Raw genomic sequence first — 4,750 nt, forward strand, 5'->3', positions numbered from 1 at the left:
ATTGCCGAAGGCTGCCAGCAGTTCGGTATCGCCCGCCAATTCGGCATACCAGCGCAGTGAAAAGCCGCGCCACACGCTGATGCGCCGGCTGTCGTTGAAGGAAAACAGCACCAAACTGAGCAGCGGCAGATAGAGAAAAGTGCCGACCATGGCCAGCCACAGCCGCAGCGGCCAGCGCGCCAGATAATCAAGTGGGCCGGCGGCGGGGCGGCTCATCGGGCGGCCTCGCGGTCGGCGCTGCGGCGGCCAACGATGGATTGCAGCATCAGGGCCGCAAACGTCATGTACATCAGCAGGAACGACAGCGCCGCGCCGAACGGCCAATCGTTGGCGGAACGGAACTGCCGTTCGATGACGTTGGCAATCATCTGGCTGCTGGTGCCGCCAAGCAAGTCGGGCGTCAGATAGGCACCCAGCGCCGGGATGAAGGTGATGATGATGCCCGAAATGATGCCCGGCAGCGCCAGCGGCACCACCACCCGGCGCAGCGTTGCCAGGTGGCCGGCCCCCAGATCGAGGCTGGCCTCGATCAACGAACGATCCATCCGATCGAGCGCGGCATAGAGCGGCAGCACCATGAAGGGCAGGTGCACATAAACCAGGCCCACCACCACGGCGAAATTGTTGTTGATCAGCGGCAGCGGCGTGAACGGATCGGCCCCCAGTGGCAGCGCCAGCCCGTTCCACAGCCAGCCCAGCGCGCTGTTGATCATCCCTTCGGTGCGCAGGATCGCCATCAGCGCATAAGTGCGGATCAGCAAGTTGGTCCAGAACGGCAGCATGACGGCCAGCAGCAGCAGCAGCTTGGCGCGCGGCGAGGCAAAGCTGATGGCCAGCGCCACCGGCAGGCCCAGGATGAAGCACAGCAAGGTGGTGAGCGCGGCAAAGCCCATTGATTTCAGCAGGATCGCCAGATATAGCGGCTTCAGCGCACGGGCATAACTGCTCCAACTGCCGGTGATGGCGATATCGACCAGCGTGCGGTTTTCACCAAAACTATAGGCCCAGATCACGGCCAGCGGTGCCAGGAACAGCGCCAGCAACCAGATCACCGGCGGCAGGGCGACCGCAGCGAACACGCCGGGCGCCTGCGATGGGCGCGGGCCAGGGTTGGCGGGGTTCATGCCGCCATTACCCGGGTGATGGCTTCTTCGACGGCGCGGATATGGCCGATGGATTGAAAACGGCCATATTCGCTGTTGGCCATTGCCGGCCCGGCCGGGAAAATCACCGGGTTGCGGCGATATTCGTCCGGCATGCGGGCCAGCGCGGCGGCATTGGGGGTGGGATAGCGGATGGTGCTGGCGATCCCCGCGCCGACCTTGGCGCCAAGCAGGTAGTTGATGAAGCGGTGGGCATTGTCCGGCCGCGGCGCGCCGGCCGGGATGCACAGGCAATCAGAATTCATCAGCGTGCCTTCGCGCGGCACCACGAAGGCCAGATCATCATCCTCGGCGATCACCTGGGCGATGTCGCCGTTATATTCCACCACCAGATCAATCTCGCCAGCGGCCAGCAAATCCTGGCCTTCGTCGTGGTGGAACAGTTTTACGTGCGGTTTCTGGGCGATCAGCAGGCGGGTGACGGCCTCCATCACCGCCGGGGTGACGGCGTTGACCGAATGGCCGAGATATTTCGCGCCCAGCCGGATCAGGTCGTCGCCTTCGGCCAGCAGCCCGATGCGGCCCGAATAGCGCGGGGAATCCAGCACCCATTTCCAGCTGTCGGGCACGCCGTCCACGCGCGATTTGCGGTAGCCGATGCCCAGCGCCAGCCACGTATAGGGCATCGACCAGCGCCGGCCGGGATCATAGCCGACGTTCATGAATTCCGGTGCCAGATTGGCCTTGTTGGGAATGCGGGCGTGATCAAGCGGGCTGAGCAGGCCCGAAATCTGCAGCCGGGTAACAAATTCGTTCGATGGCACAATCAGATCAAAACCGGGATTGCCGGCGCGCAGCCGGGCAAACAATTCGTCGTTGTTGGCATAATGGCTCATGCGCACCTCCACGCCGGTGGCGGCCTGGAAATCGGCCAGCGTGCTCTCGCCGATATACGTGTCCCAATTGTAGAAATTCAGCCGTTGTTCCTCGCCATTGGGCCCCGTCGGCCACTGGCGCGAACAGCCCGCCAGCGCCAGCGCCGCCGTTATCCCGCCAAAACCCCGCCGGGAAATGGGCCGAGACAGATCAGGCATTGGCCAGATACCAATCGTGATCGAGCGGCGGCACGACTGCCATGTACCGTTCCTGTTCGGTGCGCTTGACGCTGGCGAACATGGCGATGGTGGTGGCCCCGAGATACGCGGGCAGGATGGTGCCTGCTGCCAGCGCGCCGACGGCGGCAAACCAGTCGCCCGGCAGCGCAGCCGTGGCCGGATCGTCGGCAGCAGCCGCAGCATAGCCATCACCGATTACCGGGGGGCCAGGATCGATGCGGTGGGCAAGGCCGTGATGCACGCCGGCCAGCAGCGCCGCCAGCGCCAGATAGGGATTGGCGTCGGCCCCGGCGATGCGATGTTCGATGTGGCGGCTTTGGTCCGGGCCGGCGGTGATGCGGAAACTGGTGGTGCGGTTGTCCATGCCCCAGCTGGCGGCGACGGGCGCGAAACTGCCCACGCGAAAGCGGCGATAGCTGTTGGCATTAGGGGCAAACACCGCAAAGCTTTCGGTCAGCGCCGCCTTCAATCCGCCGATGGCGTGCAGCAACGGCGGATTCGGCGCGCCGACGGGGCTGGCAAAGATATTGTCGCCGGCGGCATCATTGATCGACACATGCAGGTGCATGCCATTGCCGGCGGCATCGGCAAACGGCTTGGCCATGAAGCTGGCCAGTATGCCGTGACGCCGCGCCGCCTGTTTCACCAGCCGCTTGTACAGCACCACATCATCGGCCACGCGCAGCGGATCAGCGCGGTATTTGAGGGTCAATTCCATCTGGCCGGGGCCATATTCGGAAATCGCGGTTTCCAGCGGCAAACCAGCAGCGTCGGCCGCGGCCCACAGATCGGCGAGGAACGGCCCGGCATCGTCCAGTTCCTCCAGGCCATAAGTGCCGTGCGTGGCGGGACGCGCGCCGCCCATCCGCGCCGGCCGCGGCGGCTGCCCGTCGGCGCGGTCCCGGTCGAGCAGGTGAAATTCCAGTTCGCAGGCCACCACCGGGATGAAGCCATCGGCAACAAGGCGCGCCGCCACGCGGGCCAGCACCGCCCGGCAATCGATGTCGCACACGTTTCCGTCTGTTTCGAACAGCGAGGTGATCACAGCGGCTCGGCCCGGCCCGGCCGGCACCAGCGTGCCCGGCGCCGGCCTCGCGAAACGGTCGCTGTCGCCATTTTCCCACACCAGCCCGGTATCGAAACAATCCTGGCCCGTCACGTCGGCAACCAGGATGGAAACCGGCAGCGGCCGACCCGCGCCGTACAGCGCCTCCAGTTCGTGCACACGGATGCGCTTGCCGCGCGACGTGCCCGAAAGCCCGGTGAAGATGATATCGACAAAGGCGATATCCGGATGCGCCGCCAGAAACGCCTGCGCTTCGGCCGGCGCGGCGACTTTGATCAGCGACGTCATCGCCGTGTGGCCTTGTTCATGTTCATAGCGCGCTCCCACACCAACAGTCGCAAAGCCTTGCGCTGCCGGCAACCCCATTTGGCCCAGCGGCTCAGTTCAGGCCGCGGCTGATCAGCATTTCCTGCACGGCGCGGTCGGCCATGTCGATGGCGGTGTTGGTGAAGGCTGCCGCCCCGGCGTCGGCATTGGCAATGGCGATGCGGCCAAAGCTTTGCCGGCCCAAGATGTGCGGGCGCAGTTCGTCGGGCATGTCGGGATCATCAAGCGTGTCGTAGGTGTAGGTGTAACCGTGCGGCCAGCGATTGGTGGTGATGGCCAGGATGTCGCGCGCCGCATCAAAGCCGCCAGCCCCCAGCATGCGCTGTAATTGCGACCGGATCTCGCGTTCGATGCTGGTGTAATCGGTGGCCAGCATCTCGGCGCGGCCGATGCGGTTTTGTTCCTTGCGCGGCAGGCCGGGCTTGTTGGGATTGCGCACCATGTGGATCACCACGGCCTCATCCGGCGTTGCCGCGCTGGCATAGCCGCCGATTGCCATCGGCACATCCAGCGCGGCGGTGGTGTGATAGAAATTTGGCGCATGGATGGCGCGAACCCCCAGCTTTGCCCACGCCTGCCAATTTCGCACCAGCACGTTGGTATAAAGCATCGGCACCTTCGACGCATACAGCAGCGCGGCCTTTTGCGTCTGCGGCAGCGAGGGCACGATAGCGGGAATGATGTTGTTGAAGCAGGCGAGGATGACATTGGCCGCCGTCACCGAAATGCGCCGCCCATCCTTGATATACACAACGCGCACCGCCTTTTCGGTGCTGCGCGTCACTTCGCCCATGTGTTCCACCCGCACCACCATCGCGTTCAGCCGGATGCGAACCGCGTTTGCCGGGTTGTCGAGCGCGGCATAGCGCGCCGGAGCCAGCACCACGCTTTCCTGATCGAGCGAGCCCGAAAATACGCCGGGCACCAGCCTGCTAACCAGCAGGCGCGCCACGGATGCATTGCCATCGGGCCAGTGGAAATGTTGGGCATCGGCCGCAATCTGGCCGGGCAGCGTCATGCCGGCAAAGCCCGGCGCGCGGCGGCTGAGCGCGGCTTCCCAGGCCGGCAGCGTGTCTACACGCTTGTTGTTGCGATAGCCCTGGCCGGCAAAGAACGGCAGGCTGGCCGGCAGCAGCTGC

General features: G+C 65.0%; 3 protein-coding genes and 2 pseudogenes. All 5 read right to left on the minus strand.

Going from position 1 to position 4,750, the window contains the following annotated elements; translation table 11 throughout:
• Nucleotides 1–216 (minus strand): annotated as a pseudogene (locus ACESL8_RS12640) (spermidine/putrescine ABC transporter permease PotC); the annotation flags it as partial.
• Nucleotides 213–1,124: an ABC transporter permease gene (locus tag ACESL8_RS12645; RefSeq protein ID WP_372919405.1), complete on the minus strand. Its 912-nt coding sequence runs from the start codon at nucleotides 1,122–1,124 to the stop codon at nucleotides 213–215. The pseudogene ACESL8_RS12640 and the gene ACESL8_RS12645, both read right to left, overlap by 4 nt.
• A complete protein-coding gene (locus ACESL8_RS12650; protein WP_372919407.1) occupies nucleotides 1,121–2,197 on the minus strand; it encodes a PotD/PotF family extracellular solute-binding protein in 1,077 nt (358 codons plus the stop codon). The genes ACESL8_RS12645 and ACESL8_RS12650 overlap by 4 nt, the downstream gene beginning before the upstream one ends.
• Nucleotides 2,190–3,572 (minus strand): glutamine synthetase family protein, encoded by a 1,383-nt coding sequence (locus ACESL8_RS12655; protein ID WP_372919409.1) that lies wholly within the window; start codon nucleotides 3,570–3,572, stop codon nucleotides 2,190–2,192. Before ACESL8_RS12655 ends, ACESL8_RS12650 begins: the two co-directional genes overlap by 8 nt.
• A gap of 91 nt (nucleotides 3,573–3,663) precedes the next feature.
• Nucleotides 3,664–4,750 (minus strand): annotated as a pseudogene (locus tag ACESL8_RS12660) (hypothetical protein); the annotation flags it as partial.

This window comes from Sandarakinorhabdus sp., assembly GCF_041689835.1.
In the GTDB taxonomy this organism is placed as follows: domain Bacteria; phylum Pseudomonadota; class Alphaproteobacteria; order Sphingomonadales; family Sphingomonadaceae; genus Sandarakinorhabdus.

Excerpts from the sequence above, each read along its gene's own strand:
- ACESL8_RS12645 (WP_372919405.1), bottom strand. The coding sequence starts at position 1,124 with ATGAACCCCGCCAACCCTGGCCCGCGCCCATCGCAGGCGCCCGGCGTG.
- ACESL8_RS12650 (WP_372919407.1), bottom strand. The coding sequence starts at position 2,197 with ATGCCTGATCTGTCTCGGCCCATTTCCCGGCGGGGTTTTGGCGGGATA.
- ACESL8_RS12655 (WP_372919409.1), bottom strand. The coding sequence starts at position 3,572 with ATGACGTCGCTGATCAAAGTCGCCGCGCCGGCCGAAGCGCAGGCGTTT.